28 protein-coding genes are annotated in these 25,586 nt (G+C 69.3%); 1 reads left to right on the forward strand and 27 read right to left on the reverse strand.

The window, feature by feature from the left end:
- Positions 1-62: 62 nt before the first annotated feature.
- From ACX114_RS19920 to sppA, 26 genes are all read right to left on the reverse strand, one after another.
- Positions 63-857, reverse strand: coding sequence for a DedA family protein (locus ACX114_RS19920; protein ID WP_459286825.1), 795 nt, complete (start codon positions 855-857; stop codon positions 63-65).
- A 306-nt stretch (positions 858-1,163) separates the two neighbouring features.
- Positions 1,164-1,634 carry a cyclic nucleotide-binding domain-containing protein gene (locus ACX114_RS19925; protein ID WP_459286826.1) on the reverse strand — a complete coding sequence of 157 codons (471 nt, stop codon included), beginning with the start codon at positions 1,632-1,634 and terminating at the stop codon, positions 1,164-1,166.
- Positions 1,635-1,666: 32 nt separating this feature from the next.
- Complete coding sequence (locus ACX114_RS19930; protein WP_120563250.1) at positions 1,667-2,182, reverse strand: gamma carbonic anhydrase family protein; 516 nt, start codon at positions 2,180-2,182, stop codon at positions 1,667-1,669.
- A 36-nt stretch (positions 2,183-2,218) separates the two neighbouring features.
- Entirely contained in the window at positions 2,219-3,604 is a 1,386-nt protein-coding gene (miaB, locus tag ACX114_RS19935; protein ID WP_459286827.1) for a tRNA (N6-isopentenyl adenosine(37)-C2)-methylthiotransferase MiaB, read from the reverse strand.
- Between the two features lie 73 nt (positions 3,605-3,677).
- A complete protein-coding gene (locus ACX114_RS19940) occupies positions 3,678-4,193 on the reverse strand; it encodes a hypothetical protein (protein WP_459286828.1) in 516 nt (171 codons plus the stop codon).
- A gap of 29 nt (positions 4,194-4,222) precedes the next feature.
- Complete coding sequence (locus ACX114_RS19945) at positions 4,223-5,620, reverse strand: VWA domain-containing protein (protein WP_459286829.1); 1,398 nt, start codon at positions 5,618-5,620, stop codon at positions 4,223-4,225.
- Between the two features lie 6 nt (positions 5,621-5,626).
- Positions 5,627-6,922 (reverse strand): class I SAM-dependent RNA methyltransferase, encoded by a 1,296-nt coding sequence (locus ACX114_RS19950; RefSeq protein WP_459286830.1) that lies wholly within the window; start codon positions 6,920-6,922, stop codon positions 5,627-5,629.
- Between the two features lie 39 nt (positions 6,923-6,961).
- Positions 6,962-7,354: a PilZ domain-containing protein gene (locus tag ACX114_RS19955; protein ID WP_459286831.1), complete on the reverse strand. Its 393-nt coding sequence runs from the start codon at positions 7,352-7,354 to the stop codon at positions 6,962-6,964.
- 87 nt (positions 7,355-7,441) lie between these two features.
- Positions 7,442-8,104 (reverse strand): CoA transferase subunit B, encoded by a 663-nt coding sequence (locus tag ACX114_RS19960; RefSeq protein ID WP_014397005.1) that lies wholly within the window; start codon positions 8,102-8,104, stop codon positions 7,442-7,444.
- A gap of 3 nt (positions 8,105-8,107) precedes the next feature.
- A complete protein-coding gene (locus ACX114_RS19965) occupies positions 8,108-8,809 on the reverse strand; it encodes a CoA transferase subunit A (RefSeq protein WP_459286832.1) in 702 nt (233 codons plus the stop codon).
- 16 nt (positions 8,810-8,825) lie between these two features.
- Positions 8,826-10,007: a thiolase family protein gene (locus ACX114_RS19970; protein ID WP_459286833.1), complete on the reverse strand. Its 1,182-nt coding sequence runs from the start codon at positions 10,005-10,007 to the stop codon at positions 8,826-8,828.
- 145 nt (positions 10,008-10,152) lie between these two features.
- A complete protein-coding gene (locus tag ACX114_RS19975) occupies positions 10,153-11,859 on the reverse strand; it encodes a 30S ribosomal protein S1 (protein WP_014397002.1) in 1,707 nt (568 codons plus the stop codon).
- Between the two features lie 271 nt (positions 11,860-12,130).
- Positions 12,131-13,276 carry an acyl-CoA dehydrogenase family protein gene (locus ACX114_RS19980; RefSeq protein ID WP_459286834.1) on the reverse strand — a complete coding sequence of 382 codons (1,146 nt, stop codon included), beginning with the start codon at positions 13,274-13,276 and terminating at the stop codon, positions 12,131-12,133.
- A gap of 20 nt (positions 13,277-13,296) precedes the next feature.
- A complete protein-coding gene (locus ACX114_RS19985; RefSeq protein WP_459286835.1) occupies positions 13,297-13,758 on the reverse strand; it encodes an AgmX/PglI C-terminal domain-containing protein in 462 nt (153 codons plus the stop codon).
- 10 nt (positions 13,759-13,768) lie between these two features.
- Positions 13,769-14,911: an acyl-CoA dehydrogenase gene (locus ACX114_RS19990; protein ID WP_223743094.1), complete on the reverse strand. Its 1,143-nt coding sequence runs from the start codon at positions 14,909-14,911 to the stop codon at positions 13,769-13,771.
- A 35-nt stretch (positions 14,912-14,946) separates the two neighbouring features.
- Positions 14,947-15,561: a hypothetical protein gene (locus tag ACX114_RS19995; protein ID WP_459286836.1), complete on the reverse strand. Its 615-nt coding sequence runs from the start codon at positions 15,559-15,561 to the stop codon at positions 14,947-14,949.
- Between the two features lies 1 nt (position 15,562).
- Complete coding sequence (locus ACX114_RS20000) at positions 15,563-16,339, reverse strand: enoyl-CoA hydratase-related protein (protein WP_459286837.1); 777 nt, start codon at positions 16,337-16,339, stop codon at positions 15,563-15,565.
- 24 nt (positions 16,340-16,363) lie between these two features.
- Entirely contained in the window at positions 16,364-17,212 is an 849-nt protein-coding gene (locus ACX114_RS20005; protein WP_128797323.1) for a 3-hydroxyacyl-CoA dehydrogenase family protein, read from the reverse strand.
- Positions 17,213-17,261: 49 nt separating this feature from the next.
- Positions 17,262-17,669 carry a hypothetical protein gene (locus ACX114_RS20010; RefSeq protein WP_459286838.1) on the reverse strand — a complete coding sequence of 136 codons (408 nt, stop codon included), beginning with the start codon at positions 17,667-17,669 and terminating at the stop codon, positions 17,262-17,264.
- Positions 17,670-17,673: 4 nt separating this feature from the next.
- Positions 17,674-18,180, reverse strand: coding sequence for a hypothetical protein (locus tag ACX114_RS20015; RefSeq protein ID WP_459286839.1), 507 nt, complete (start codon positions 18,178-18,180; stop codon positions 17,674-17,676).
- Positions 18,181-18,207: 27 nt separating this feature from the next.
- Entirely contained in the window at positions 18,208-19,290 is a 1,083-nt protein-coding gene (apbC, locus tag ACX114_RS20020; protein WP_459286840.1) for an iron-sulfur cluster carrier protein ApbC, read from the reverse strand.
- Between the two features lie 154 nt (positions 19,291-19,444).
- Positions 19,445-20,047, reverse strand: coding sequence for a hypothetical protein (locus ACX114_RS20025; protein ID WP_459286841.1), 603 nt, complete (start codon positions 20,045-20,047; stop codon positions 19,445-19,447).
- 83 nt (positions 20,048-20,130) lie between these two features.
- Positions 20,131-20,880 (reverse strand): zf-TFIIB domain-containing protein, encoded by a 750-nt coding sequence (locus tag ACX114_RS20030; RefSeq protein WP_459286842.1) that lies wholly within the window; start codon positions 20,878-20,880, stop codon positions 20,131-20,133.
- Between the two features lie 45 nt (positions 20,881-20,925).
- Entirely contained in the window at positions 20,926-21,747 is an 822-nt protein-coding gene (locus ACX114_RS20035; protein WP_459286843.1) for a helix-turn-helix transcriptional regulator, read from the reverse strand.
- 3 nt (positions 21,748-21,750) lie between these two features.
- Positions 21,751-22,281, reverse strand: a complete 531-nt coding sequence (locus ACX114_RS20040; RefSeq protein WP_459286844.1) for a YbhB/YbcL family Raf kinase inhibitor-like protein — start codon at positions 22,279-22,281, stop codon at positions 21,751-21,753.
- Between the two features lie 74 nt (positions 22,282-22,355).
- Entirely contained in the window at positions 22,356-24,026 is a 1,671-nt protein-coding gene (sppA, locus tag ACX114_RS20045; RefSeq protein ID WP_459286845.1) for a signal peptide peptidase SppA, read from the reverse strand.
- Positions 24,027-24,105: 79 nt separating this feature from the next.
- On the opposite strand from sppA, the gene ACX114_RS20050 reads away from it, so the two are divergent.
- A complete protein-coding gene (locus ACX114_RS20050) occupies positions 24,106-24,459 on the forward strand; it encodes a hypothetical protein (RefSeq protein WP_459286846.1) in 354 nt (117 codons plus the stop codon).
- Between the two features lie 10 nt (positions 24,460-24,469).
- Here the strand turns inward: ACX114_RS20050 and ACX114_RS20055 are convergent, their stop codons facing one another.
- A complete protein-coding gene (locus ACX114_RS20055) occupies positions 24,470-25,546 on the reverse strand; it encodes an RNA 3'-terminal phosphate cyclase (RefSeq protein WP_459286847.1) in 1,077 nt (358 codons plus the stop codon).
- Positions 25,547-25,586 lie beyond the last annotated feature (40 nt).

Below are 25,586 nucleotides of genomic sequence, written 5' to 3' on the forward strand. Positions count from 1 at the left end.
GAACCCCGCTCCCTCTCGTCGAGGGGGCGGGGTCCGTGAACCGCGTCACCGATGAACCGCGGCTACTTGTGCGCGTTCAGGTCCGGCTCGGACGTGGGCGCCTTGTCGGCGGGCACGTCGAAGAAGGAGCTGGGGCTGGCCGCGCGCGTCGGCGACATGCTGTTCTCCAGCGTCTCCGGCACGGGCGGCAGGGCCACCGGCGTCACCTGCGCCTGGGTGGCGGCCTCGGCCTTGAGCTTCGCGTTCTTGCGGCGGCGGTAGAGGAAGTAGCCCACCCCCAGCACCGCCAGCGTTCCCAGCACCACCACCTGGCCGTCCTTCAGCTTGCGGATGACCATGTCCAGCTCGCCACCGAAGTGGAACCCGAGCCACACGAACACCGGCGCGGACAGCAGCGCCGCCAGCCCGTCCCAGAAGATGAAGCGCCAGTACGACATGTGCACGGAGCCCGCGGTGAAGTACGTCACCGCGCGCACGCCCGGCATGAAGCGGGCGATCATCACGATCTTCTGGCCGTGCGTGACGAAGAGGGACTCCACCTTCGCCCGCTTCTCCGGCGTGACGATCTTCGAGAAGAACCCCCCGCCCTTCGCCCCCGGGTCGCGCCCCAGCTTCGTGCCCAGCCGGCGCCCCGCCAGGTAGATGAGGCTGTCACCTACGAGGATGCCGAAGAACCCCACCGCCATCATCACCGGCAGGTTGGCCGCGCCCTTGTGCGCCAGGAACCCACCGAGGATGAGCGAGATGTCCTCCGGCAGCGGCACGCCCAGTCCGCACGCCACCAGGATGGCGAACACGGACAGGTAGGCGAAAAGGCCCTGGGAGCTACCGAGCAGGTTGGTGAGCAGTTCTTCCACGCGTCGTTCCGTCCAATCACTTCCAGAAGGGCCGCTCGGCAACCACCCGGGCCGGCCCGTCCATCACCCAGCCATCAACCGGGTGCGGTCGTTGAAAACTCCGGCCGCACAGCTTCCCACCTCAAGCGTCGACGCCACACCACGAAAGCCGCCGGCCGCATGTCTACCCATACCTACGGTGTGCGACAGCCCGAGAGCCCGGGGAGGCTCCAGGCGAGCACAGTAACCACCTCGGGTGCGGGTGGCAGGCCCGTTCGCGAGTTCCACCTCCCGGCTGGAGCCTGGAGCCACCTGTCCGACAGTCGCTCAGGTTCCCGGGGCCCGCGCCACCAGCGTGCGCAGCATGTCCCGGTTGTCCCGGGCCTTGGCGCCGAAGTGGCTGACGATGCCCATCAACAACTTGATGCAGGCCTGCGGCTTCTGCGCCAACAGCTTCTGGAAGTCCGCCGCGCGGATCTCCAGCGCCATCACGTCCGTCTGGGCCGTGGCCGAGCACAGCCGCTCGCCCTTCTGCACGAGCGCCAGCTCTCCCAGGGGCTCACCGACGGTCACCTCGCCCAGGGGCACGTCCTCGCCCGAGGGGCTCCGGGCGCTCAGCCGCACCGTGCCCTCACCCACGATGAGCAGCGAGTCCCCCGCCTTGCCCTCGGTGAACAGGGCCGTCCCCTTGGGGTAGGCGCGCGACACGGCCGCCGCCGCGAAGATGGAGATGCCGGTGTCGGTGAAGCCCTTGAAGAGCGGACAGGCCTTCAGGGTCGTCTCGGGGGCGAGCGCCATGGGGTGTTCCTAACACGCACAACGCGGCCGCGTCAGCGGCTGGCGCGGTGTTCGGCGGCGGTGTGCACGTAGTGGAGGGCGGACTGCACCAGGAACTCACGTTCGCCGTCGTGGATGGGGCGCTTCACCTTGCCGGGCGAGCCCACCACCAGCGACCCGGGGGGGATCTTCGTCCCGGGTGTCAGGAGCGTGCCGGCGCCGATGATGCAGTCGTCCCCCACCTCCACGCCGTCCATCAGGATGGCGCCCATGCCCACCAGCACGCGGTGGCCCACGACGCACCCGTGGAGGATGACCCGGTGGCCCACCGTGCAGTCGTCGCCCACCGTGGTCGAGTCACCCTGGCTGGTGACGTGGATCATGGTGAGGTCCTGGATGTTGGTGCGCTTGCCGATGCGGATGGAGTTCACGTCCCCGCGCAGCACGGAGTTGAACCAGATGGACGAGTCCTCGCCCAGCTCCACATCGCCCACCACCTGGGCGGAGTCCTCGATGAAGCAGCTCGGATGGACGCGGGGGGACACCCCGCGAAACGGCTTCAACGGCATGGTGGCACCTCCGACGGCGGGACAGCGGCGGAAGCGTCAGGCCTCCGCCGGGACATGCATCGGCACCGGCAGCTCCACGGCGGGCGGCGTCACGGTGGGCGCCTGGAGCATCGCCACCTGCTTGCCCGCGAGCTGGTTGGGCGTGGCGCGCTCCACGTGCACCTTCACGATGGAGCCCGCGGGAGCATCGCCCTCGAAGTTCACCGTGCGGTTCTCCGGCGTGCGCCCAAAGCGCTTGGTGGCGTCGTAGCGCGAGCGGCCTTCGACGAGCACTTCCACGTCCAGGTCCACCTGCGCCTGGGTGTACTCGCCGCTGATGCGCCGCTGGAGCTTCTGCAACCGCTCCAGCCGGGCCACCTTCACCTCGTGCGGGATGGGGCCCCAGTCCTTCTCGCGCAGCGCGGCGCCCGTCTTGGGGCGAGGGCTGTACACGAAGGAGAACTGGTTGTCGTACTTCACCCGCTCGGTGAGCTGCATCGTCATCTCGAACTCCTCCTCGGTCTCCCCGGGGAAGCCGACGATGATGTCCGTGGTGATGGCGATGCCGGGCCGAGCGGCGCGCAGCTTCTCCAGCCGCTCCATGTACTGCTCGACGGTGTAGTCGCGGCGCATCATCTTGAGGATGCGGTCGCTGCCGCACTGCACGGGCAGGTGGAAGTGCGGGGCAATCTTGGGCTGCACCCGGAACGCTTCGATCAGCTCGTCCGACAGGTCATGCGGGTGGCTCGTCGTGAAGCGCACGCGCTCGATGCCCGGCACCTCCGCGGTGCGCAGGAGCAGCTGCGCGAAGCTGATGCCGCCCAGGTACGAGTTGACGTTCTGACCGATGAGCGTGACCTCGCGCACGCCCACGCCGGCCAGGTCCGCCACCTCGTTGAGCACCTCCGGGAAGTTGCGGCTGACCTCGCGGCCACGGGTGTGCGGGACGATGCAGAACGAGCAGACGTTGTCGCAGCCCTTCATCACGGTGACGAACTCGGTCACCTTGCCGCGGGACGTCTCCGCGTCGGCGCGCGGGAAGACGTACTCCTCGGAGTCCACGAAGGCCGTCTCCACCACGCGCTCGCGGGCGTCCTGCACGCGGGCGATGACCTCCGGCAGCTTCGCGATGTTGTCCGGGCCGAAGACGAAGTCCAGGTACGGGACCTTCTTCAGCAGCTTGTCCTTCTCCTGCTGGGCCACGCAGCCGCCCACGCCCAGGATGGCGCCCCGGCTGGCCTTCACGGCGCGGTAGCGCCCCAGCGCGGACAGCATCTTGTCCTCGGCCTTCTCCCGGATGGAGCAGGTGTTGAGGATGATGAGGTCCGCGTTGTCCGGCTCCGGCGTGGGGACGTAGGACATCTTCGACAACGCCTCGCTCATGCGGAGCGAGTCGTTGACGTTCATCTGGCAGCCGAAGGTGTGGATGAAGTAGCGCTTCATGGGTGGGCCTTGAAGGAAAACGGGCCGTTATGGAACGCCCGGACGCGGAATGCAACCGGGCGGGCACTCCGGGTCATCCCCGGCTGAGCACCTTCGTGAGCCGGGTGTGCAGCGCCACCAGCTCCGCCTCGCGCTCCCGGAGCAGGGCCACCGTCTCCACACCGTACCGCCGGCCCAGGGCGTCCGTCTCCCGCTCCTGCTTCACCAGCTCGTCCTGGACGCGCTTCTTCACCTCGTCCACCTCCGGCCCGGAGCGGGACTCCAGCTCCGTCAGCTTCGAGCGCAGCCGCTGCACGGTCCACCGCCGCCCGCCAAAGGCCCGGAGGACGGCGCTCCCCCACTCCGCCGCCTTCACGTCCAGGCCGCTGGACTCCAGGGCCGCCTTCGCTGCGCCGGCCATGGCCTCCGGGCTGGCGTCCGCCTCCACGTGCGACAGGAAGGTCTCCTGGTAGCGGACCAGCTGGTCGAGCAGCGCCTTGTCCACCGGCCGGGACGCCATGCGCAGCGTGCGGTCGTCGGCGGCGTCGAAGGCCGGACCGGTCTCCACGTTGGGGACGTCCTGGTAGTCGTCGAAGAAGGACGGGGCCATGGGGGCGCTCCTCGGGGGTGAAGGGGTTTTCAGACGGGGACGAGCTGTTCCGCGATGCGGGCCAGGTCCGACACGGAGGTGACGACCACGGCCTGGGTGCAGTGCTTCTCGTAGGTGAGCATCTCGCTGTCGCCGATGCCCCAGTTGCCCCGGTCCTCGGGGCAGATCCACAGCACGCGCTTGGCCTTGCGCTTCAGGTCCTTCAGGGCCCAGGCGTTGCTCGCGTTGTAGTTGTTGCGGCCGTCGCCAATGATCATCACGGTGGTGCGGCGCGTGATGCTGCCCAGGTGGTCGCGCGTGAAGTCCGCCAGCGCACGGCCGTAGTTGGAGTTGGAGCTCATGGACACGGTGCGCCCGGCGGTGGCCGCGTCGATGGCCTCGCTCACGTCCAGGTCCTTGAAGAACGGGGTGACCTCGCCCACGTCGGACACGAAGACGAACGAGCGCACGCGCACGAACAGCGACTGCATCGTGTGCATGAACAGCAGCATCATCCGGGACGCGTTGCGCACGGAGTCGGATACGTCACAGAGCACCACCAGCTCCGGGCGCTCCGGCCGGCGGGTGCGGAACACGGGCACCATGGGGATGCCATCCCAGGGCATGTTGCGGCGAAGCGTGCGCTGGGCGTGGAGCGACCCGCGCCGGTGCGAGCGCTGCTTGCGGATCATCCGGCTCTTGAGCTTCTCCGCCAGCGTGCGGACGGCGGCCTCCATCTGGTCCACCTCCGCCTGCGTGAGCAGGTGCAGCGGCTTCTCCGTGACGTTGTCCGTGCGGCGGCGGATGCGCGCCTCGGACTGGCGCTTCACCTCCGCGCGAGCGGCGTCTTCAATCTTGCGCATGGCCGCGGCCACGTGGCGCGAAACGATCTCCACGCCCTCCGCGTGCAGCCCGCGGGCCTTCAGCTCGTCCTCCATCGACTTGAGGTCGGAGCGCGCCCGCTCCATGCCCGCGCCCGCGAGCATCCGCCGCGTGAAGAACCCCGTCTGAAGGGGGCTCTCCAGCTGCCCCAGGTCCAGTTGGAGCGACGCCTGACGGAAGATCTGCGCCAGCCGCGCGCGGTCCCCCGCGAGGATGGCCTGCGCGAGCGGGGACATCTCCGGCGCCAGCAGGTTCATCTGGTAGATGACCATCTTCAGCAGGTCGCCTTCCAGGTAGCCCTCTTCCTCCAGCTGCTTCGCCAGCGACTTGTCGATGGCCTCGAACGTGCGGGCCGCGCCGGAGAAGAAGAAGTCGAACGCGCGGCGGAACGTCTCCACGTCCAGCTCGCGCTTCACCAGCGTGGTGCGCAGCACGGAGCGGAACAGCCCCCGGTCCTCGAGGCCCACCTCCGCGGTGGCGCGCAGCGCGTCCTGCACCTCGGACGTGCTGACGCGCACGCCGTTCTGGCGGAGCACTTCAGCGAACTCGACGATGCGGGCGTCCATGGCGCGTCAGGCTCCCCGTTCGAACGACATCACCGCTTCCACGTGGTGCGTCTGCGGGAACATGTCCACCACCTGGAGCGCCACGGGCTTGTAACCGGCCTCCACCAGCCCCGCCGCGTCGCGCGCCAGCGAGGCCGGGTCGCACGCCACGTAGACGACCCGGCGCACGTTCAGCGCGCGCATCCACTTCGCCAGGCCCGGAGCCCCGGCGCGCGGCGGATCCGCGAGGCACAGGTCGAACGAACGCCCCTCCGCCACCAGCCCGTCGCACACCTTGCGAGCGTCGCCCTGGACGAAGCGCACGTTGGACACGCTGCCCTCGCGAGCACTCCGCTGCGCCAGCTCCACGCCCACCGGGGACGACTCCACACCCAGCACCGACCCGGCCGTCCCGGCCAGGGGGAACGTGAAGTTGCCGTTGCCGGAGTACAGCTCCAGCACGGAGTCCGTCTCCTTCGCGCCCAGCTCGTACAGGGCCGCCGTGACGAGCCCCACGTTGGCCTCCGCGTGCGCCTGCGCGAACGCATCCGGCCGCAGGTACACCGGCACCTCGGGCCGCAGCGGGGACAGCGAGCGCAGCACCGGCCGGCCGATGAGCCTCGCCGAGCCCTCCTTGGGCACCAGCACCGCGCCCTCCAGCCGCAGCGCGCGCACCGCGGCCTCCGCCGCCTCCAGGTGCCGCGCCGTGACCGGGCCGCTCATGTTCACCGCGAACGCGGCCTTGTCGCCCTCGGCCAGCAAGAGCACCTCCTCGGTGTCCTTGGCCAGCGGCTTGAGCAGCGGGGCCAGCTTCCCGGGCAGCGCCGTGAGCACGGGCGTGAGCGCGGGGCAGACCTCCACGGGAATGCGCTCATGCGTGCGCCGGCCGAAGTAGCCGAGCGCCCCCTTCCCCGCTCCGTGCAGCACCGCGCGGCGGCGGTAGCCCCAGTCCCGGGGCGCCACCATCAACGGCCGCACGGTGAAGTCCGTACGCTTCAGGTGGCCCAGGTGCTCCAGCGTGGAGAGGACGATCTCCTGCTTCGCGGACCGCTGCGCCGGGACGGACAGCTCCAGCCAGTCACAGCCTCCGCACGCGTCGGACAGGACGCAGCGCGACGACACGCGCTCCGCACCGTCCGTCAGCACCTGACCCAGCAGGCCGCGCAGGACCTTGCCCTGGGCCTCCAGGCGGACGCGCACGGTGTCGCCGGGGAAGGCGCCGGGCACGAAGACGGTGCGGCCCTCCCACTGGGCCACGCCTTCGCCCAGCTGGCCCAGCCGCTCAATCGTCAGTTCAATGGGGGATTCGGGCAGCGTCGTCATCGCAGGCGCACTCGCGGGGGCCGCCTGGGTGGGGCCGCCCTACTTCCGGGTCGCGCTGCCACGCTCGTCCGCCGGCAGGGCTTCCCGCAGGCGCTCCACGAACGCTTCGATGCGCGACCGCTTCTCGTCGTCAACGTCCAGGAACTCCACCGCCATCCCCGGCACCTCCTGCCCCGGCGTCCCCTGGGGGTTGGTGCGGGTCACCTTCCCGGACAGGTCCACCGGGAAGCTGGCGCCCGGCAGCGACACCAACAGTCGCACCACCGTGCCCACCGGCAGCGGCTGCTGCGTGTTGATGTAGAGCCCGCCGCGCGACAGGTTCACCGCCCAGTCCGTCACGAAGCCCGACACCGTGCGGTACGCCACGGGCAGCTCATGGTCGATGCGGTGCGCGCGAGGCGCGGGGACGGGCTTCTCCGAAGTGTCGGACATGCGGTGCTCCGTTCTCCGGGAGACGGTGGCTTCCGCCTCGTCTCCAGAACTGGAGGGAGAGACGGAAGCGCACCCTAGCACCCTACGTCAGGCCTGGAACTTCATCTCGCGCAGGTCGGGCGCGATCTTCAGCTTCGGCTCGGTGAGCTGCTGCACCCGTTCCACCGTCAGTCCGGGTGCCAGCTCGCGCAGGACCAGGCCCTCCGGCGTCACGTCGATGAAGGCGTGGTCCGTGACGATGTGGTGCACGCACTTGAGGCCGGTCAGCGGTAGCGAGCACTTCTTCAAAATCTTGGGCTGCCCGTCCTTGTTGGCGTGCTCCATGGCCACGTAGATGCGCTTGGCACCCACGGCCAGGTCCATGGCGCCGCCCATGCCCTTCACCATCTTGCCGGGGATCATCCAGTTGGCCAGGTCACCCTCTTCGCTGACCTCCATGGCGCCCAGCACGGCCAGGTCGATGTGGCCGCCGCGGATCATCCCGAAGGACAGCGCGGAGTCGAAGAAGGCGGAGCCCTTCACCACCGTCACCGTCTCCTTGCCCGCGTTGATGAGGTCCGGATCCTCGCTCCCCTCCTCCGGGTACGGCCCGATGCCGAGCAGGCCGTTCTCCGACTGGAGCACCACCTCCACCCCGTGCGGGATGTAGTTGGGCACGAGCGTGGGGATGCCGATGCCCAGGTTCACGTAGAAGCCGTCCTTCAGCTCCTGGGCGATGCGCTGCGCGATCTGTTCACGAGTCAGGGGCATGGGTCAGGACGCCTTCTTGCGGACGGTCCGCCGCTCGATCCACTTCTGGAGGTTCTTCGCCTGCACGATGCGGTGCACGAAGATGCTCGGGATGTGCACCTGATCCGGGTCCAGCTCGCCCGGCTGCACGATGTGCTCCGCCTCCACGATGGTGACCTTGGCGGCCATGCACATCATGGGGGTGAAGTTCCGCGCCGTCTTGTGGAACACCAGGTTGCCCCAGGTGTCCGCCTTCCAGGCGTGGACGATGGCGAAGTCCGCCTTCAGCGGCGTCTCCAGGACGTGGAGGCGCCCGTCGATCATGCGCGACTCCTTGCCCTCCGCCACCTGGGTGCCCGCGCCCGTCGGCGTGAAGAACCCGCCGATGCCGCAGCCCCCGGCGCGGATGCGCTCCGCGAGCGTGCCCTGCGGGTTGAGCTCCACCTCCAGCTCCCCGGAGAGGAACTGCCGCTCGAACTCCTTGTTCTCCCCCACGTAGCTGGCGACCATCTTCTTCACCTGCTTGTTCTGCAGGAGGATGCCCAGCCCCAGCTCCGTGGTGCCGCAGTTGTTGGAGATGATGGTGAGGCCCTTCACGTTCTTCTTGTGCAGGGCCGTGATGAGGTTCTCGGGGTTGCCGCACAGCCCGAAACCACCACTCATGAGAGTGATGTTGTCCGGGATATCGGCGACCGCCTCATCCGCGCTCGCGTAGACCTTGTTCATGCGGGCGGTGTCCTTTTCAGCGCTCGACCATCAGCGCGATGCCTTCGCCGCCGCCGATGCAGAGCGACGCCACGCCGCGCTTCTTGTCCTGGTCCTTCATCGTCTGGAGCAGCGTGACGAGCACGCGAGCGCCGGACGCGCCAATCGGGTGGCCCAGCACCACCGCGCCGCCGCGCACGTTCACCTTGGACGGGTCCAGGCCGAGGATCTTGTTGTTGGCGATGGACACCACGGAGAAGGCCTCGTTGATCTCCCAGAGGTCCACGTCCTTGGCCGTCACGTTCTGCTTCTTGAGCAGCGTGTTGATGGCGTCCGCCGGCGCGATGGTGAACTCCACCGGCTTGCGGGCGGCCTGCGCGTAGCCCTTGATGCGGCCCAGGATGGTGCGGCCTTCGGCCTTCGCCTTCTCCTCGCTCATCAGCACCAGCGCCGCGGCGCCGTCGTTGATGGAGGACGCGTTGGCGGCCGTCACGGTGCCGTCCTTCTTGAACACGGGCTTCAGGCCCGGGATCTTGTCCGGCTTGGCGTTCTTGGGGCCCTCGTCCTCGGAGACGGTGGTGAACTCATCCGGCTTCTTGCCCGGGATCTGGACGGGGACGATCTCCGCCGCGAACAGGCCTTCCTTCTGGGCCTGGATGGCGCGGCGCGTGGACTCCAGCGCGAACTCGTCCTGCTGCGCGCGGCTGATGCCCTGCGAGGTGGCACACTCCTCGGCACAGTTGCCCATGTGGACGTTGCCGTACACGTCCCAGAGGCCGTCGTTGATCATCGCGTCCTTGAACTCCACGTTCCCCATGCGGGCGCCGCCGCGCATGGTGTGGCTGATGTAGGGCGCGTTGGACATGGACTCCATGCCGCCCGCGACGATGACGTCCGCGTCACCCAGGGCGATGGACTGCGCCGCGGCGATCACGGTCTTCAGACCGGAGCCACAGACCTTGTTGAGCGTGACGGCCGGGACGGACTCCGGGAGGCCCGCGAACAGGGCGGCCTGACGCGCGGGGGCCTGGCCCACGCCCGCCTGCAGGACGCAGCCCATGATGACCTCCTGCACGGCCTCCGGCTTCACGCCCGCGCGCTCCAGGGCCGCCTTGATGGCGATGGCGCCCAGCTGCGGCGCGGTGAGCTTGGACAGGGCTCCCTGGAAGGAGCCGATGGGGGTACGGGCCGCGCCCACGATGACGACTTCACGAGCCATGGAACTGTCTCCTTGAGAGGGGAACCGGAACCGCTGGAAAGGTTTGGATGCGACTTATCACGGGCGGTTTCGGGCGAATCAAATGGAAACGGCCGGGCTCCCACTGGGGAACCCGGCCGCCATCCACTTCAAGACGTGGGGCTGATTACTTCTTCAGCTTGCTCGCCATCACGTCGCCCAGGCGGGCCTTGGACCCTTCGGCCTGCTTGCGCAGGTACTCGCGGTAGTCCTCGCCCTCGCCGATGAGCGCCTTGATGGACAGCGCCACCTTGCGGTCCGGGGTGTTGATGTCGATGAGCTTGACCTCGACCTCCTGGCCCTCCTGCACCACGTCGCGGGGGTTCTCCACGCGCTCTTCCTTCAGCTCGGAGACGTGGACGAGGCCCTCGATGCCCGGCTCGATCTCCACGAACGCGCCGAAGTCGGTGACCTTGGTGACCTTGCCCTTCACGCGGCTGCCCACCGGCAGGCGCTCGGAGAGGGTCTCCCAGGGGTCCGGCTGGAGCTGCTTGATGCCCAGGCTGAAGCGCTCGTTCTCGACGTCGATGTTGAGGACCACCGCCTCGACCTCGTCGCCCTTCTTGAACATCTCGCCCGGGTGCTTGATGCGCTGGGTCCAGGAGATGTCGGACACGTGCACCAGGCCGTCCACGCCCTCCTCGACGCCGACGAACACGCCGAAGTCGGTGACGTTGCGGATCTGACCCTTGATGACGGAGCCGATCGGGTACTTGTCCTCGAGCAGCGTCCAGGGGTTCTGCTCGATCTGCTTCATGCCCAGCGCGATGCGCTTGGCCTTCGGATCGATGTCGAGGACGACGGCCTCCACCGTCTGGCCGACCTCCAGGATCTTGGACGGGTGCTTGAGGCGCTTGGTCCAGGACATCTCGGACACGTGCACCAGGCCCTCCACGCCCTGCTCGATCTCGATGAACGCGCCGTAGTCCGTGATGGACACGACCTTGCCGGCGACGCGGGTGCCGACGGGGTACTTCTCGTCGGCGCGGTGCCACGGGTCCTCCTGGATCTGCTTGAGGCCCAGGCTGACGCGCTCCTGCGCGGGGTCGAACTTGAGGACGACGACGCGCACTTCGTCACCGACGTTGAACATCTCGCTGGGGTGACCGATGCGGCCCCAGGACATGTCGGTGATGTGGAGCAGGCCGTCGATGCCGCCGAGGTCGATGAAGGCGCCGTAGTCCGTGAGGTTCTTGACCACGCCCTTGAGGACCGCACCCTCCTTGAGGTTCTTGAGGGTCTCCTTCTTCATCTCCTCGCGCTGCTTCTCCAGCAGCACGCGGCGAGAGAGGACGATGTTGCCGCGCTTCTTGTTGAACTTGATGACCTTGAACTCGAATTCCTTCGAGATGTACTGGTCAAGGTTGCGCACAGGGCGGATGTCGACCTGGGAGCCAGGGAGGAACGCCTTCACGCCGATGTCGACGGAGAGGCCGCCCTTCACGCGACCGACGATGGTGCCCTTGACGATCTCATCACGCTCGCAAGCGGCGGAGATCTCGTCCCAGATGCGCATCTTGTCGGCCTTCTCCTTGGAGAGGACGACCATGCCGGTGTCGTTCTCGCGGCTCTCCAGGAGGACCTCGACGGGGTCACCGGACTTCACGGTGACTTCACCGCGGGGATTGGTGAACTCGGAGATCGGGACCTGGCCCTCGGACTTGTAGCCGATGTCCACGATCGCGAAATCCTTCGTCACCTGCACGACCGTGCCCTTGACGATCTCGCCTTCCTTCAGGATTCCGTCGCCGCCACGCTCCTTGAGCGAGGCCTCGAACATCGCCGCGAAGTCTTCGTCACCGCCGTCGATCTGCTGGTTCACGTTCTGCTGCATGAATGGGAAGTCCTTGGAACGGTACAACTGCCCCCTGTTTGAATGGGTGCGCGGCCGCCTGCGGGGAGCGACGGGAAACCGCGGGTGTCCCCTGAATGGGAACGCAAGGCTGGTTGGAAGCCGCGCACCCTAGACACCGGAGTTTCCGGGAGTCAAGCGGGGCACTGCGCCAAGTGGTGATCCGTGTTCTATGAACGCCCGGCCGGGTCCGCATCTGTCCTACCCGGCTGGTGCCCCCTGCCCGCTCGCCCCGTGTGGGACAAGCGGAGCGCTACCCCTCGCGCCGGAATGTTTCCCGGGCGATGACCATCCGCTGCACCTCGCTGGTGCCCTCGTAGATGGTCTGCACGCGCGCGTCCCGGAAGTAACGCTCGACCGGGAACTCGTCGATGTAACCGTAACCGCCGTGCAGTTGCACGGCCTTGTCCGCGACCTTGTTGCTCATCTCGCTGGCGAAGAGCTTCGCCATGGAGGCCTCGCGGGTGAACGGCTGGCCGGCCTCCTTGAGGGCGGCGGCGCGCAGGGTGAGCAGCTCCGCCGCATCCAGTTGCGTACGCATGTCCGCCATCATGAAGCGCGGGGCCTGGAGGTCCGCCACGGCCTGGCCAAAGGCCTTGCGGTCCTTGGTGTAGGAGACAGTCGCCTCCAGCGCGGCGCGGCCGGTGCCGCACGCCTGCGCCGCGATGCCAATGCGTCCGCCGTCCAGCGCCATCATGGCCAGGCGGAACCCGTCGCCCTCCTTGCCCAGGAGGTTCTCCGCGGGGACTTCGCAGTCCTCGAAGGTGAGCCCCACGGTGTTGGACGCGCGCAGGCCCATCTTGTCCTCGTGCTTGCCCACGTGGAGGCCCTTGGCGCCGCCCTCCACGATGAAGCAGGACAGGCCCTTGTTGCCGGCCTGGCCCGTGCGGGCCCACACGACGATGACGCCCGCGTAGGCGCCGGAGGTGATCCACTGCTTGCTGCCGTTGAGCACGTACTTATCGCCGCGCTTCGTGGCGGTGGTGCGCATGGCGCCCGGGTCGGAGCCCGCGTGCGGCTCGCTCAGGGCGAACGCGCCGACGATGGCCTCACCGGAGGTGATGCGCGTGACGTACTTCTCCCGCTGCGCGTCGTTGCCGGCCGCGTGGATGAGCTCCGCGCACATGTTGGTGACGGCCATGGCCACGGACACGGAGGCGTCCGCGGCGGCCATCTCCATCATGGCCAGCGCGTAGGACACGACGCCCGCTTCCGCGCCGCCGTACTTCCCCGGCAGGTTCACGCCCAACAGGCCCACCTCGGCCAGGGCCTTGAAGACTTCCGGGTCGAAGCGCTCTTCTCGGTCCGCCGCGCGGGCGTGCGGGGCCACGCGCTCGCGGGCGAACTTGCGAGCGGTGTCACGGATGAGCGTCTGGGTCTCGGTGAGGTCGAAGTTCACGGGAGCGGGTGTCCTGAACGCTAATCGATGGCCTTGAGGTTGAACGGGTACTCGATGGGGTGGTCGCGGCCGTCCGGGGGCTTGGGGAAGTCCATGGACGACAGCACCGCCACCACGCAGTCGTTGAGGCCCGCGTCCTTCAGCGTGCTGCCGTACTTGTCCACCTTGGCGCTGCGCACGGTGCCTTCGGCGGTGATGGTGAAGGTGGTGAGCAGCTTGCCCTCCACCTTCTTGTCCTTCTCCACCATGTGGTCCTCGTAGCACTCCTGGATGCGAGGCATGTGGTGGGCCATCACCTGGCGGATGGAGTCCGGGGTGAAGGGCAGCTTGCTCACGTCCAGCCCGTCGTCCTTCTTGGGCGCGGGCGTGGTGGCCGGAGCGGGCGTGGCCGCGGCCTTCTTCTTGGAGCCACCCTGGGCGAGCGCCAGCGGCGACGCCAGGCCCAGGGACAGGAACAGCACGGGGAGGAGCGCGCGCTTCATGACCGGGTGACTACTCCTTCAGCAGGTTGGCGGAGATGACGATGCGCTGGATCTCGCTCGTCCCCTCGTAGATTTCGGTGATGCGCGCGTCGCGCACGTGGCGCTCGGCGTCCATCTCCTTGCTGTAGCCCATGCCGCCGTGGATCTGCAGGGCCTTGTTGGCCACGCGGCTGGCCATCTCGCTGGCGTAGAGCTTGGCCATGGCGCTCTCCGGGCTGTGGCGCACGCCCTTGTCCTTCATCAGCGCCGCGCGCCACACGAGCAGGCGGGCCGCGTCGATCTCCATGGCCATGTCCGCGATCATGAACTGGATGGCCTGGTGGTCGCGGATGGGCTTGCCGAACGTCTTGCGCTCACCGGAGTAGCGGACGGCCTCCTCGAAGGCCGCGCGCGCGATGCCCAGCGCCTGGGACGCGATGCCGATGCGGCCGCCGTCCAGGGTGGACATGGCGACCTTGAAGCCCTCGCCCTCCTTGCCCAGGCGGTACTTCTCCGGGACGCGCATGTCCTCGAAGAACATGGAGCAGGACCAGGCGGCGCTGATGCCCATCTTCTTGTCCGGCTCCGCGCGGGTGAATCCCGGCGTGTCGGTGGGCACGAGGAACGCGGTGATGCCCTTGTTGCCCGCTTCCTTGTTCGTCATCGTGATGAGGACGATGGCGTCGGCCTTGGGGCCGTTGGTGATCCAGTTCTTGGAGCCGTTGATGATGTACTCGTCGCCGCGCTTCACGGCGATGGTCTTCTGGGCGGCGGCGTCGCTGCCGGCCTCGGGCTCCGTCAGGCCGAAGCAGCCGATCTTCTGGCCGCTGGCGAAGGGCTTGAGGAACTGCTCCTTCTGCTCGGGGGTGCCGAACTTGGACACCGGGTCGCAGTAGAGCGAGTTGTTCACGCTCATGATCACGCCGGTGGAGGCGCAGCCGCGCGAAATCTCCTCCATGGCGATGGCGTAGCAGACGTTGTCCAGGCCCGCGCCGCCCCACTCCTCCGGCACCGCGATGCCCAAGAGGGACAGCTCCGCCAGCTTCTTCACCGCGTCCGTGGGCCACGCGTGCTGTTCGTCCCACTTGCGGGCGTTGGGGATGAGCTCCTTGGCGGCGAACTCGCGGCACAGCCGCTGGATCTCGCGCTGGATGTCGGTCAGCTCGAAGTTCATGGTGGACCTCCCATAGTACGGGGTCCGCCCCGGGGCTACTCCGAAGACGCCCCTGCGTCCCCGGGAGCAGGAATCCGGGTCCCAAAGAACATCGCCAGCGGCACCGTCACGTCGAAGGACACGTCCGTGCGAGCCCCCGCGTCCGTCCACGTCCTGCGCACCACCACCGACACCGTCCAGGGTTGGGTGTCCCGGTGCCTTTCAATCAAGTCATAGGTGAGCCCCACCCCGGCCACCCCGCCCTGCCCGTCTCCGCCCCACACGCCTGCTCCCTCGGCCAGCACGCCGAAGCGGTACGCGTCCGGGAAGGCATACACGCGTCCTCCCGCGAGCAGTCGGAAGGTGGACGGCCGCAGCCGCAGCTGGGGCTCCACGAAGGGCGACAGGATGAGCGTGGGCCCCGGTACATCCAGCGGAGGTGTGGCCCACGGGTGGATGGGCCAGGACAGCACCCAGTGGGCGCCATCGCCCCATTCACGGCGCAGGTCCGGGATGGCGGGCTCCAGGAAGCACAGCGTGTAGAGACACAGCGTGCGCTTCCAGGACACCAGGGCCGGGGCGCGGGGCTCCTGTTCGGGAACCTCCTCCGCCTGGACCGGCGGTGCGGCCAGGAAGCACAGCAGGCTCCCGGCCGCGACCGCGTGCTTCACGTCACTTGCCCTGGAAGTTGGCCGGACGCTTGGCCAGGAACGCGGCCATGCCCTCGCGCTGATCCTCCGAACCGAAGAGGACGGCGAAGCCCTGGCGCTCCAGCTCGTTGGCGGCGCGCAGGTCCTGGTCCGCCCCGTACTCCACCACGCGCTTGGCCTGGGCCACCGCGAGAGGGCCGTTCTTGAGGATCTTCGCGGCCACCGCCTTGACGTGCTCCATCAGCTTGTCCGCGGGCACCACGTCCAGCACCAGGCCGATCTCCTTGGCCTTGGCGGCGTCCAGACGGTCCGCGGTGAAGAGCAGCTCCTTGGCGCGGGCGCGGCCCAGCAGACGGGCCAGACGCTGGGTGCCGCCGAAGCCCGGGATGACGCCCAGGGTGACTTCCGGCACGCCCAGCTTCGCCTTCTCCGACGCGTAGATGAGGTCGCAGCCCAGGGCCAGCTCCAGGCCGCCGCCCAGCGCGAAGCCGTTCACGGCCGCGATGGTGGGGATGGGCAGGTTCTCCAGGTGCTCGAAGACGCGGTGGCCCAGGGCGGAGAACTCACGCGCCTGCGCGGCGCTGATGGTGGCCATCTCCGCGATGTCCGCGCCCGCGACGAAGGCCTTGTCGCCACCGCCCGTGACGATGAGGGCGCGCGTGTCGGCCGTCAGCGAGTTGAGCGCGTGCTCCATCTCGTGGAACGTGGCGCTGTTGAGCGCGTTGAGCGCCTTGGGCCGGTCCACGGTGAGGATGGCGAGCGCGCCGTCCTTCTCGAACTTGATGTTCTGGTAGTCCATGTGCGTGTGGGCTCCTGGTGGGGGCTAGTACTTGTAGAAGCCGCGGCCGGACTTCTTGCCGTACCAGCCGGCGTCCACGTACTGCCGAAGCAGCGGGCACGGGCGGTACTTGGAGTCGCCCAGGCCCTTGTGCAGGACCTCGGCGATGTAGAGCACCGTGTCCAGGCCGATGAAGTCCGCCAGCTGCAGCGGGCCCATGGGCTGGTTGGTGCCCAGCTTCATCGCGGTGTCGATGTCCTCCGCGGTGCCCAGGCCCTCCATCAGCGCGAAGCAGGCCTCGTTCAGCATGGGGATGAGGATGCGGTTGACGATGAAGCCCGGGTAGTCCTTGGAGACCACCGTCGTCTTGCCCATGCGCTCGGCCATCGTGCGGATGGTGGTGTACGTCTCATCGCTGGTGGCCGCGCCGCGGATCAGCTCCACCAACTGCATCACCGGCACCGGGTTCATGAAGTGCATCCCGATGACGGCCTCGGGGCGCTTGGTGGCCGCGGCGATGCGGGTGATGGGGATGGAGGAGGTGTTGGTGGCGAGGATGCCGCCCGGGCGGACCACCTCGTCCAGCTCCAGGAAGATGCGGCGCTTGAGGTCCTCGTTCTCGGTGACGGCCTCGATGGCGACGTCCACGTCCTTCGCCTCGCGGGCGCTGGTGAACGTGGCGAGGTTCGCTTCGGCGGCCTGCTGCTTCGCCGCGTCCAGCTTGCCCTTCTCCACCAGCTTCTTCAGGCCGGCCTTGATGCGGTCCGCGCCCTTGGCGAGCCCGTCCTTGTTGACGTCCACCAGCGACACGCGCAGGCCCGCCTGGAGCGCCACCTGCGCGATGCCCGCGCCCATCTGCCCTGCACCGACGACGACGATGTGTTCCGTAGCCATGGCGTCTTCTCTCCTGTGCCGGCGGCCATAACGCACGGCACCAGGAGGGTCAACGACTGGCGCCGGGCAGTCTCAACGGGACGACGATGGCCTGGGCCTCGCCCACCATCAGCCGGCCTCGAATGACGTCCCGCTTCTCGCGCCCCTCCACCTGGAGGAATAGCAGCGTGCGGAAGGTGCCCTCCGGCAGGTCCACCTTGAAGGTGACCTCCATGGGCGGACCGTCCGCGAAGAAGCGCTCCTCGCGCTTCACGATGTGCTCCTCGGCGTCCAGCACCTGGAGGTCCATGGCGCGCACGTCGCCCCAGTCATCGCCTTCCAGCCGGTAGATGAGCTGGCGCTCTGGAACGTCCGTCACCTTCCACAGCCACAGGCCCAGCGCGACGATGGCGATGAGCGCCAGCCGCTTGATCAGGGGATGGGTGCGCCAGGTACGCCGGGGTGCTTCTTCCGCCACGTCCCTACTCCCGCTTCGAGCGCTTGGAGGCCGGCCGGCGCGCGTTCACGTCCGTGATGACCACGCGCGCGGTGGGGCCCTCCGCGGCCTTCTTGTGGGCCTTGGGGGGATGCTCCGGCGCGGGCGCCTCTTCGGACTTCTCCGACGGCACCAGGCGGATCTGCGCCTTGACCTCCACCGTCATGCCGGAGAGCAGCTTGAGGAACTCGTCGCGCAGCTTCTCCGACTGCATGAAGCGGCGCAGCTCCTCCGTGACGACGCGGCTGATGTCGTCCTTGGTCTTCTCCGCCTGGGAGAGGAGGAAGCCCAGCGCCTCCTTGGGCAGCTTGAGCTGGCCGGCGAGGGCCCGGAGGCCCTCCTCGCCCATGAAGACCGCGCCCATGCCGGCCACCGCCATGCGCCGCACGAAGTCCGGCACGAAGCCGCTCCGGCTCTCACGGCCGGACTGCTGCTCCGAGTCGTCATCGAACAGCGGATCGGGCGGGAGGTCGTCGTTGCCGGCCGGGGCCATGCGGTCTCCTTGCGCTTCGGTTGGGTCCTACCGGGCCTGCATCACCGGAAGGGGCACGCTCTTCATGGACTGCGTGGACACGCGGCCCGCGACTGCACGGGCGACGTCCTGGAAGGCCTTCGCCTCCGGGCTGTCCTTGTGCCCCACCACCACCGGCACGCCGGAGTCTCCCGCCTCGCGCACCTTGAGGTCGAGCGGGATCTCCCCCAGGAATGGGATGCCGAACATCTCCGCCGCCTTGTGGCCGCCACCGTGGTTGAAGATGGGCGTGCTCTTGTTGCAGTGCGGGCAGACGAACTGGCTCATGTTCTCCACGATGCCCAGCACCGGGATGTGCACCTTGTCGAACATCTGCTTGGCGCGCACCACGTCCGCCAGCGCCACGTCCTGCGGCGTCGTCACCAGCACCGCGCCCGCGGCCCGCACGGACTGGGACAAGGTCAGCGCCACGTCGCCCGTGCCGGGGGGCAGGTCCAGGATGAGGTAGTCCAGCTCGCCCCAGTTCACGTCGCGCACCAGCTGCATGAGGGCGCCGTGGAGCATGGGGCCGCGCCAGATGAGCGCCTGATCCGCCTCCACCAGGAAGCCGATGGACATGATCTTCAGGCCGTGGGCGACCAGCGGATCCAGCGTCTTGCCGTTGGGGCTCACCGGGCGCTTGTCCGCGGTGCCCGTCATCAGCGGCACGGAGGGGCCGTAGAAGTCCGCGTCCAGCAGGCCCACCTTGGCGCCGTGCTGCGCGAGCGACGTGGCCAGGTTCACCGCCACCGTGCTCTTGCCCACGCCGCCCTTGCCGGCGCCCACGAGCAGGATGTTCTTCACGCCCGGCAGCAGGGCCCCGCCGGAGCCTCCGGCGACGCCGCGCACCTGGGCGCCCCACTCGATGTCGAAGGACTTCAGGCCCGGCACCGCCTTGAGCGCGGCCTCCGCGTCCGCCTGGATCTTCCCCTTCATGGGACACGCGGGCGTGGTCAGTTCGATCTTCAGCTTCACCGTGTCACCGGTGACGCGCACGTCCTTCACCATCCCGGCCTTCACCAGGTCGACGTGCAGCTCGGGATCGATCACCTTCGACATGGCCGTCATCACATCGGCCTGGGACACGCTCATCGGAACACCTGAAACCTTTTGAAAACGGGCGTTTGCACGCTCGAAGGGGGGCGGAGATTGCCAGCACTCCGGGGGCTGTCAACGTCGTTTAACGCACATCTCCGGAGCCCGCCCGGCCTTCCACCGGCCCCGGATCGCGCCCGGCTTCTGGCCGTCATTCGATGGCGGCCACCCGGTACTCGCCATCCTCCAGCACCAATCGCACGGCGCGCTCGCCTCCCAGGGGGAACAGCGCCTCGCCCGCCGCCACGCGCACGTGGGTGTTGAGGGCCAGCCGGGCGCGGCGCAGGCGCTCCTTCGCCAGGGGCTCCCGCTCGAAGTCCTCCTTCAGGCGCTCCGGGGTGTAGCGGGCACTCAGCGGCGAGGCGAGCAGGCCCCAGGCGCCCTTCCAGTCGCGGGAGTCCACCTCGTCCAGGAACTTCTTCAGCGCCGCCCGGGGCACGTCTGCGGGGCGGGACTCCACCACGCGCCAGTCCTCCCCCTGGCGGGCCAGCGTGACGGACGGGGTCCGGGCCTCCAGCACGCCCGTGCCTGCCCGGACGGCGGCGGCGCGCTCCTTCCGGGCGGCTTCGTCGGAGTACTCGTCCAGGAAGGCCCCCTCGCCCTCTGGGGTGCCGGTCGTCAGGCGGTAGGCGTCCGACAGCCGGTTCTCCTCCAGGGCCTTCGCGTACGCCTCCGCTACCGAGGCCGGCTCACGGGAGGTGGTGGCACAGGCGGTGCCGAGCAACAGGAGGCTCAGGGGGGCGAGGCGGGTCATCACTGGCGCGGCAGGGTAGACGCCGGCTCCAGGGCCGGCAATGCCCGGACGTCCGCCCCGTCGGTGCTCCCGCGGACGAACGGTCAGCGGCGCAGCAGCCGGTAGATCCAGGTCACGACGTCCACCAGGTCGAAGTTGTCCGCGAACTCTTCCAGGTTCGAGTAGGTGGAGGAGTCGCGGTTCTTGGGCAGGCTGTCTCCCGACACGGCGCCCTTCGGGCGGTGCTCCCGGCAATAGAGATCGCCGTTGAGCGCGTAGGCCTGGGACGCGGAGACCTGGATGCCGCAATGGACGCAGGCCAGCGGGGAGCGCACGCCCAGGCCCCCCGTGGGCGAGTCCGACGGCGGCAGCGCGACCGTGGAGCCTGGACCCTTCCAGGGATCCGCGCCCCCATCCGTCGCCGGGGCGACCTCCCAGCCCTTGGACGTCGCGGGCGTGGGTTTGGGGGCCGTCACCTCGGCGTTCTCCAGGGCCTCGAACTTGCCCGCGTCCAGCCAGGTGCCGCCGCAGTGCGTGCACAGGTCCACGTTGCACACGCGCGCGTTGACCATCGCCAGCCGCGCGCCACAGCCGGGACAGCCCAGGGGCTCGCCGCGGCAGGTGGCACAGACGGACATGGCCCGAGGGATGAGGTGCCCGCCCGTGCGGCAGCGCGACGCGGCCTGCCTCGCCGCGTTCAGCAGCGGCTTGAGTGAAGGCCGGTCCGGAAAGCGCTCCAACTCCCCCCGGTCGAAGTACAGGCCGTGGCAGCGCGGACAGACGTCCACCTCCACGTCGGAGGCCTGGACGACGTTCAGGGGCTGACTGGGGCAGACCGGGCAGGAGCGGGCCATGCCGCGCATGCTAAAGGCCTGATTCTCTCCGTGAAAGGGCGTGGCTCAACGCACCTGGGGCCGCTTCGCGCGGAGCTTCGAGGGGAGCACGCCGAAGCGCTCGTGGAAGCGGGTCGCGAACCGCGAGGCGGAGGTGTACCCCGCCTCGATGGCGACGTGTCCCACCGGCAGGTCGGTCGTCCAGAGCAGCGAGACGGCGTGGTCCATCCGGACCTCCGTCAGGAGCTTGCTGAACGTCGTGGCTTCGCCCGTCAGCCGCCGGTGGAGCGTGTCCTCGCTCATGGCGAGCTTCCTGGCGACCTCCGTGAGGGTCCATGCCCGCGACGGGTCCCGGGACACGAGGCGCTTCATGCCGAGGCGCGCGCTCGATGACGCGCTCACGTCGATGTTCAGGTCCCGGAGCCAGGCGATGAGCTCCAGCACGCGCGCTCGCACGACGCCTTCCGGGAACTTCTCCGTGAGCGCCTCGATGCAGCGGTGGTGCGCGTCGACGAGCCGGGGAAGCTCGTCGGCGCGCAGCCGCTGGACCCGCGAGGCGCCCGGTGTTGCCTTGGGTTCCGCCTGGAGGAGGAGCTCCGGGGCGATGAGCATGCCCTCGGCCTGGTACTCCCCTCCTTCGTCCGGGACGTTGCGCACCTGGAGGCGGGTCCCCGGTGAGATCCAGATGAACTCACCGGCCCGGACGTGGACGGGCGCATCGCCCTGGTGGAAGACCTTCTCGCCCCGCTGGATGTACATCAAGCCGGCGGAGAGCCACTCCACCCCCGCGTAGACGGGGTCGGCCTCGCGTTGGCGGATCTTGAGGTACATCGCCGCCGTCGTGTCCAGGAGCCTGGCGGTGCGTTCAATGGGCGAGGGCCGGCGCATGGTTCAGGGCGTGACGGAGGTGGGGACGATCGTAGCGCGCGCCAGGGTGTGACCCAAGAGCACGAAGGAGAGGTACGCGGGCGTGGCCTCCGCTGGGATGGGAAGCGCCTCCACATCGAGTGCGTGCACGACAACGAAGTAGCGGTGCGGTCCGTGTCCTCGCGGCGGCGCGGCGCCCAGGTACTGGGCCAGGCGGGCATCGTTGGGGAGCTGCACCGCGCCCTGCGGGAGGAGCCTTGCGTCGGCGCTCCCCGCGTTTCGCGGCAACGTGCTGACGCCCGCCGGGATGTTGAACACGGCCCAGTGCCAGAAGCCGCTCGGCGTGGGGGCGTCAGGGTCGAAGACGGTGACCGCGAAGCTCTTCGTCGCGGCCGGGAAGCCAGACCAGCTCAGCTGCGGCGAGATGTCCTTGCCGCCCGTCTCGGACTGCGCGCCGCGGTGGTCGGTGTGCAGCGGCTGTCCATCCTGGATGTCCGTGCTGGTGACGTGGAACGACGGGACCGCGGGGAGTGCTGCGTACGGGTTCGTTTTCATGGACAGCAATGTGCGGTTTCTGGGCGGGGAGCGTTCGCCCGGGATCCGCAACGGCTGTCCCGTGAACCGCGTTCTCACCGTCGGCGCTGGAGGCTCCATGCCGTGGTGCAGAAGGCGTACGTCGTCGGGTGCGTCGCGCCCATCAGCAGCTTGAGCAACGACAGCTTCGCGCGAGCGCCGCCGTAGCGCACCAGCTCGAAGTCGTCCGAAGGGACGCGCGCCTCGTCGAGCGCGTGGCGGCAGACCTCCTCGAAGCCGCCGATGCGGTCCACCAGCCCCGCCTCCTTCGCGCGCAGCCCCGAGTAGACGCGCCCCTCCGCGCGCTGGTGGATCTCCTCCTTCGTCCGGCCGCGAGCCTGGGCCACCAGCTCCAGGAAGGACTGGTAGCTCTCCTCCACCTCGCGCTCCAGCGCGGCGCGCTCTTGCGGCGTGAAGCCTCGCGACGCGGAGAAGAACGCGGCGTTCTCGCCCCGCGCCAGCGTGGTGCGGTGGATGCCCAGCTTCTCCAGCAGGTCCCCGTATTCGAACTTGCCCACGAACACGCCAATGGAGCCCACGACGGCATGGGGCGCGGACCAGATCTCCTTCGCGCCGATGGCCGCCATGTAGCCGCCGCTCGCGCAGATCTGATCCACGTACGCGATGACGGGCTTCTGCTTCGCCACGCGCTTCACGGCTTCCAGGATCTGCTCGGACGCGAGCGCGGATCCGCCGGGGCTCCCCACGGCCAGCACCACCGCCTTCGCGCGCGGATCCCTGCCCGCCTTGCGCAGTGCCTTCACCACCGAGTCCGCCGCCGCGAACCGGCCCGCGCCGCCGCTGCCCGGGATGATGATGCCCGCCACGTCCACCACCGCCAGCCGGGGCTTGCGGCGCAGCCGGCGCCACTTCACCGGCGGGAACGCGAGCGTCGACAGGTACGCGTCATAGGTGGGGACCGGCGGCTCCTCGTCCTTCTTCGCCTCCAGCCCCAGGTGCGCGCCCAGGTCCGCCTCGTGGACCAGTCCGTCCACCAGCCCCGATTCCAGCGCCCGCTTCGCGCTGTAGGGCCCCGCGTCGATGAGCGCCCGCGCCTCGTCCGGCGTCTTGCCCCGGTCGCTGGAGATGGCCTCCACCAGTACGGCGTAGCGCTCGTTCAGGAAGGACTCCAGCGTCTGGCGCTGGATGTCGGACACCTTGCCGTCCGTGAAGAGCTCCGGCGCCGTCTTGTAGTCACCGCGCCGGGCGAAGTGCGCGTGGATGCCCACCCGTCCAAAGGCCTCGCCCAGCACCGTGGCCTCGGCGGCGTAGCCCACCAGCTCCACCCGGCCCATGGGAGCAAGCAGCACCTCGTCCGCCGCGCCCAGCACGGGGTAGCCGTCCGTGTCCACCATCACCGCCCATGACACCACCCGCTTGCCGGCGGCCTGGAAGTCCGACAGAAGGGTGCGCAGGGCCTCGCGCTTCGCGTCCGGGATGGCCAGGCCCTCCAGCTCCAGGAGGATGCCCTCGACCTTCGGGTCCGCGGCCAGCACCTTGAGTGCACGGCCCAACGCTTCCAGTGAGGTCACCGTGGCGGGCTCCGCCGCGGCGGCGCCGATACGGAATCGTTGCACGGGGCGCGGCCGGTACGGGAGCTCGCCCGCGAGCCGGAAGCGGATCCACGTGGGTCTTTTGCGCGCCGCCATCAGACGAAAGGGCAGGCCCAGGAGCAGCCGCAGCCCCAGGAGGAGGTTCGCCAGGAGGAGGAAGGGAAGGCGGAGCATGCGGCGCGCGTAACGCCCCGCGCCGGGCGAAGCAACCCCTGTTCACCCGCGCCGGGAGGCTCTGTTAGGCTGAAGGCCCATGCCCTCCCCCTCCCTCCCCCGGCTTGTCCTCGTCCTCGCCCTTGTCTGGGGCGGCGCTGTCCTGGCGCAGCCCCAGCGCCGGCAGCCCCAGGAGTTCCAGAACCGCAAGGAGTTGACCCAGGAAGAGAAGGACGCCGCCAAGGCGCGCGCCATGGGCAACAACCTCAACGGTTACGGCAAGGACGTGCAGATCAAGGAGACGCCGATCCCCTGGATGGCCATTGGCCTCGTGGGAATCGTCTTCCTCGTCGCCGCGCCCTTCGCCATCCGCGCCTACCGCGGCACCGTGCGCGAGATAGCGGACGCCAACACCTTCGGCGCCCGCGGCAACGCTACCGAGGACGAGGCCTAAGCAGCCCTCCTCACGCCGGGCGGATCTCCACGCTCCCGCCCGGCTCCACCTGGACGTGCACCGGCAGGAAGCGCCGGAGCACCTCCGCCTGGACCGTCAGCGCGTCGGTGATGCGCGCGGCGGTGAAGCGCGTGGTGCCCGGCGTCACCGCCCCCAGCCTCCCCGACGCCAGGAGCGCCGCCGGCAAGAGCAGTTGTTCCGCCAGGTGTTCGTCGAGCGCGCCGCCCGTCTCCATGAAGCGGGTCAGCGCCTCCGCCGCCTCGCGCCCCACCCCTTCCGCGTCCAGGCCCCGCTCGCCCAGGGACGTGAAGCCCGCCACGGTGTGCTCGAACTGCGCCAGCACGAAGGTCGCGGAGCCCTGTGAGCGCGTCACCGCCAGCGGCCGGTTGTCCGCCTCCGCCAGGATGCCCCGCTCGCGCAGCGCGGCCACCGCGGCGCGGGACTGACGCTCCGCCACCGCGAAGGGCAGTCCGCCCACGAAGGACATCACCCGCACCTCGCGCAGCACGCCGCGCGCGGGCAGATCCACGCGCACGGGCGGTTCGGCCGGGGCGCCCACCTCCGCGGTGAACTCGCCCGCGCCCTCCGGAAGGAAGCCCGCGTGGGTGAGCGATAGCTGCACGGGCAGCCCGTACGCGCGCGCGACCGACAGCCATGCGCCGACGAGCGCGTGGAAGCTGGGCCCGGCCCGCAGGTGCGTGGCGCCCCGCAGCGTGAGCCGTCCGCCGCCCGCGAGCGCCAGCGGGTACACCAGGCACTGGAAGAGCCGGGGCGTGCTGCCGGACGCGCCGGCCTCCAGCAGGTAGTCCCCCGCGCGCACCGGGCCGGGGGTGAAGCGCAGCTCCGTGGAGCCCACGACGGCGCCCTCACTGGTGCCGCCGCTCAGCGCCTCCGCGCCGCGCACGTAGGCCAGGTGATGGGGACGCAGGCCCGGCGGATCGCGGTGCTCGCGCAGCCCACTGAGCTGGAAGGGACGGCCGGTGATGAGCGACAGGGACAGCGCGGAGCGGAGGACGTGGCCGCCCCCCTCCCCCACTTCTCCGTCGAGCAACACCCGCCCGGCGTCGGGCCGGTCGTGACCGGTCATGTCCCTCCCGTCATTCGTGGCGGGCGCGCAGCCTAGCAGA

Source organism: Corallococcus sp. M7, from assembly GCF_054512695.1.

What these genes read in the sequence shown, in the direction of transcription:
- ACX114_RS19990 (WP_223743094.1), bottom strand. Translation starts at nt 14,911, where the DNA reads ATGAACTTCGAGCTGACCGACATCCAGCGCGAGATCCAGCGGCTGTGC.
- ACX114_RS19960 (WP_014397005.1), bottom strand. Translation starts at nt 8,104, where the DNA reads ATGCCCCTGACTCGTGAACAGATCGCGCAGCGCATCGCCCAGGAGCTG.
- ACX114_RS19940 (WP_459286828.1), bottom strand. Translation starts at nt 4,193, where the DNA reads ATGGCCCCGTCCTTCTTCGACGACTACCAGGACGTCCCCAACGTGGAG.
- ACX114_RS19965 (WP_459286832.1), bottom strand. Translation starts at nt 8,809, where the DNA reads ATGAACAAGGTCTACGCGAGCGCGGATGAGGCGGTCGCCGATATCCCG.
- ACX114_RS20005 (WP_128797323.1), bottom strand. Translation starts at nt 17,212, where the DNA reads ATGGCTACGGAACACATCGTCGTCGTCGGTGCAGGGCAGATGGGCGCG.
- ACX114_RS19955 (WP_459286831.1), bottom strand. Translation starts at nt 7,354, where the DNA reads ATGTCCGACACTTCGGAGAAGCCCGTCCCCGCGCCTCGCGCGCACCGC.
- ACX114_RS19985 (WP_459286835.1), bottom strand. Translation starts at nt 13,758, where the DNA reads ATGAAGCGCGCGCTCCTCCCCGTGCTGTTCCTGTCCCTGGGCCTGGCG.
- ACX114_RS20015 (WP_459286839.1), bottom strand. Translation starts at nt 18,180, where the DNA reads ATGGCCCCGGCCGGCAACGACGACCTCCCGCCCGATCCGCTGTTCGAT.
- ACX114_RS19950 (WP_459286830.1), bottom strand. Translation starts at nt 6,922, where the DNA reads ATGACGACGCTGCCCGAATCCCCCATTGAACTGACGATTGAGCGGCTG.
- ACX114_RS19945 (WP_459286829.1), bottom strand. Translation starts at nt 5,620, where the DNA reads ATGGACGCCCGCATCGTCGAGTTCGCTGAAGTGCTCCGCCAGAACGGC.
- ACX114_RS20000 (WP_459286837.1), bottom strand. Translation starts at nt 16,339, where the DNA reads ATGGACTACCAGAACATCAAGTTCGAGAAGGACGGCGCGCTCGCCATC.
- ACX114_RS20050 (WP_459286846.1), top strand. Translation starts at nt 24,106, where the DNA reads ATGCCCTCCCCCTCCCTCCCCCGGCTTGTCCTCGTCCTCGCCCTTGTC.
- ACX114_RS19930 (WP_120563250.1), bottom strand. Translation starts at nt 2,182, where the DNA reads ATGCCGTTGAAGCCGTTTCGCGGGGTGTCCCCCCGCGTCCATCCGAGC.
- ACX114_RS20025 (WP_459286841.1), bottom strand. Translation starts at nt 20,047, where the DNA reads ATGACCCGCCTCGCCCCCCTGAGCCTCCTGTTGCTCGGCACCGCCTGT.
- ACX114_RS19975 (WP_014397002.1), bottom strand. Translation starts at nt 11,859, where the DNA reads ATGCAGCAGAACGTGAACCAGCAGATCGACGGCGGTGACGAAGACTTC.
- ACX114_RS20035 (WP_459286843.1), bottom strand. Translation starts at nt 21,747, where the DNA reads ATGCGCCGGCCCTCGCCCATTGAACGCACCGCCAGGCTCCTGGACACG.
- apbC (WP_459286840.1), bottom strand. Translation starts at nt 19,290, where the DNA reads ATGAGCGTGTCCCAGGCCGATGTGATGACGGCCATGTCGAAGGTGATC.
- ACX114_RS20055 (WP_459286847.1), bottom strand. Translation starts at nt 25,546, where the DNA reads ATGACCGGTCACGACCGGCCCGACGCCGGGCGGGTGTTGCTCGACGGA.
- ACX114_RS19925 (WP_459286826.1), bottom strand. Translation starts at nt 1,634, where the DNA reads ATGGCGCTCGCCCCCGAGACGACCCTGAAGGCCTGTCCGCTCTTCAAG.
- ACX114_RS20030 (WP_459286842.1), bottom strand. Translation starts at nt 20,880, where the DNA reads ATGGCCCGCTCCTGCCCGGTCTGCCCCAGTCAGCCCCTGAACGTCGTC.
- ACX114_RS19970 (WP_459286833.1), bottom strand. Translation starts at nt 10,007, where the DNA reads ATGGCTCGTGAAGTCGTCATCGTGGGCGCGGCCCGTACCCCCATCGGC.
- miaB (WP_459286827.1), bottom strand. Translation starts at nt 3,604, where the DNA reads ATGAAGCGCTACTTCATCCACACCTTCGGCTGCCAGATGAACGTCAAC.
- sppA (WP_459286845.1), bottom strand. Translation starts at nt 24,026, where the DNA reads ATGCTCCGCCTTCCCTTCCTCCTCCTGGCGAACCTCCTCCTGGGGCTG.
- ACX114_RS20040 (WP_459286844.1), bottom strand. Translation starts at nt 22,281, where the DNA reads ATGAAAACGAACCCGTACGCAGCACTCCCCGCGGTCCCGTCGTTCCAC.